This is a genomic window from Bifidobacterium callitrichidarum (genome assembly GCF_003129905.1).
GTDB classification, from domain to species: Bacteria; Actinomycetota; Actinomycetes; order Actinomycetales; family Bifidobacteriaceae; genus Bifidobacterium; species Bifidobacterium callitrichidarum.
In genome coordinates, this window is record NZ_QFFM01000052.1 from 1 (window position 1) to 2,368 (window position 2,368).

The 2,368-nt window shown below is 57.3% G+C and carries 2 protein-coding genes; both read left to right on the plus strand.

Translation table 11 applies throughout. The annotated features are described in order from the left end of the window. The first annotated feature begins 412 nt into the window (after nucleotides 1-412). The gene (locus DF196_RS13040) at nucleotides 413-700 is read left to right on the plus strand and encodes a hypothetical protein (RefSeq protein ID WP_146194768.1); all 288 of its coding nucleotides are present in this window, start codon (nucleotides 413-415) and stop codon (nucleotides 698-700) included. After that, the gene (locus DF196_RS13045; protein WP_054321422.1) at nucleotides 687-2,081 is read left to right on the plus strand and encodes an ISL3 family transposase; all 1,395 of its coding nucleotides are present in this window, start codon (nucleotides 687-689) and stop codon (nucleotides 2,079-2,081) included. The genes DF196_RS13040 and DF196_RS13045 overlap by 14 nt, the downstream gene beginning before the upstream one ends. Nucleotides 2,082-2,368: the final 287 nt, after the last annotated feature.

Below are 2,368 nucleotides of genomic sequence, written 5' to 3' on the forward strand. Positions count from 1 at the left end.
GCGGACTAGGATTTCACGCTCACCACAGGTGAGGCACCACTCCGGATTACGCGCTCATTTTCAAATGAGGCACCTCGTATCTAAAAGAAATTTTTCTTCTGAGTTCTCAAACCACCAAACACAGCCAGCGAACACACCGGGAACCAACCCCAGCCGCTCACCAACCAGCAGAAAGATGAATAACTTACACGAACCCCAACCAAAACGCAAACCCACCCCAACCACACACCCACAAAACCCAACAAACACAACACATCCACCGGCGTGTCGCAACCACGCTACGCCCACGTCATACAACTCGACCCACTCCCCACAGCCGCACTAAACTGGGCCTCACTACGACGCCTCACACATGCGAGCGCCGCCGCTGCAGCCCATATTCGGCAGCGGTCCATTCCAGGGACGGGGCATCATGCCTGCAACACCAGCGTCATCATTCGGATTGCCCAACAACGGGTTTGTGCCTGTGGCCACGATTTCTCCGGCGAGCACCGTCGCCGACCCCGCGCACAACGCCGAGCTCTACTACGAGGGGCTGCAGCGAGCGGCCACACTCGCCGCGAAGGTCATGAACGACCCGCAGGCCATCGACTCCCTCGCCGATCAGGCCTATGACCAGCTACGTTCCGGAAAACGCTACGACATCCCGAAACTTCAGGAGTATATGAAGCGGATGGAGCGCGATCATGACAGCCAATGATTCCGGTTCCATCGTCAAGGACCTGTTCGGCATCGCGGACTGCGAGCTGACGGGCACCGAGGAGACGATCGACAAGGGCAAGCGGGTCAAGAACATACGGCTCGCGTACTGCGGTCCGGTGCCCGAGGCTTGCGGGGTTTGCGGCGGAAAGACGTACAGCCACGGCAGACGCGCGCTCAAAATCGCGGACACCCCCATGGGAGGCGTACCAACCCGCCTGATCATCGAGTTTCCCCGAAGGCGTTGCAGCCAGTGCAACGACATCTGGCAGCCCGACATCGACGGCGTGAACCAGAAACGCATGATGACCTCGCGCGCCTACGCGGACATTGCGCAACGTTCCCTGCGCACCACGTTCCGCGACGTGGCCGTCGACTACGCGTTGACCCATGTGACCGTCAAGAACGTGTTCGAGGAATACATCCGCGACTATGACGAGAAGCTGCGGTTCCGCACGCCCGCATTCCTCGGCATCGACGAGATCAAGATCAAGCGCATCGGAGAGGTCACCGTCATCACCGACCTCGAACACCGCACGCTCTACGACATGCTCAACGGCCGAAACCAAAGGACCCTCACAGAATACTTCATGAACATGCCCGACAGGGACAAGGTCATGTGGGTGTGCTCGGACATGTATCGGCCATTCGAGAAAAGCATCGCCACGGCCATGCCGAACGCACGCTGGGCCATCGACCACTTCCACGTCGTCATGAAGGCCAACGAAGCCGTCGACTCCGTGAGACGGTCCCTGCAAACGACCATGACCAAGAAGGACCGCATCAAAACCAAGCGCGGACTTGCCTACACGCTCAAAACCCGACGTCGCGACCTCACAGGCGAGGAGGCCGAGAAAATACGCCTGCTGCGCGGCGTCGACGAGCTCAAGCCCCTCGCCACGGCCTTCGACGTCAAGGAGGACTTCTTCGACATCTGGGACGAGAACCCCACATCGAAACGCAACGCCCAGAAAGCGTTCCAAACATGGGAGAACAACATTCCCGAAGGCGAATTGTTCGACTCGTTCAGAACCCTCGCCAAAACGGTACGCAACTTCTACACCCAGATCTTCCAATACTGGGACTGCCCCATAGCCATAAGCAACGGCTACACCGAATGCGCCAACAGACTCATACGCGAATCCAACATGAAAGGACGCGGATACTCCTTTGAAACGTTGCGGGGAAGAAGCCTGTACCGAAAGACCAACCTCCTCAACATCATCAACAGCGGCGGCATAAGCATCGGTCCCCGAATCCTCACCAAAGGCGCGCTGTTCACCACCGAAGCGGAAGACGAGAGCAACGAGGAAGACGAATGGGAGCCGTTCCCCGAACCTGAATACGAGGTGGACGAAACCACCGGCGAGATACTCAACTAACGGTAAATCTCTGGTTGAAACGGAAACACGTCTCAAACGATTTTCAACCAGACGGTTCCTTCTGGAACTTAGAGGATGAACGTTCTTCGAAACCCGTCATTCAACCAGAGATTTTACATACCCAAAAATGCCGACTATGGCGCAGCGGAAGCCTACCTCACATTTGAGCATGACGAGTTTACCATGAAGCCCACCCTTGATGGAAACGGGCGACGTGCCTCACGTTTTTTGAGCGCGTAGGGTGTGGTGGTGCCTCATCGGGAATGAGCGCGAACGGTATCGGTCCT

Excerpts from the sequence above, each read along its gene's own strand:
- DF196_RS13040 (WP_146194768.1), top strand. The coding sequence starts at position 413 with ATGCCTGCAACACCAGCGTCATCATTCGGATTGCCCAACAACGGGTTT.
- DF196_RS13045 (WP_054321422.1), top strand. The coding sequence starts at position 687 with ATGACAGCCAATGATTCCGGTTCCATCGTCAAGGACCTGTTCGGCATC.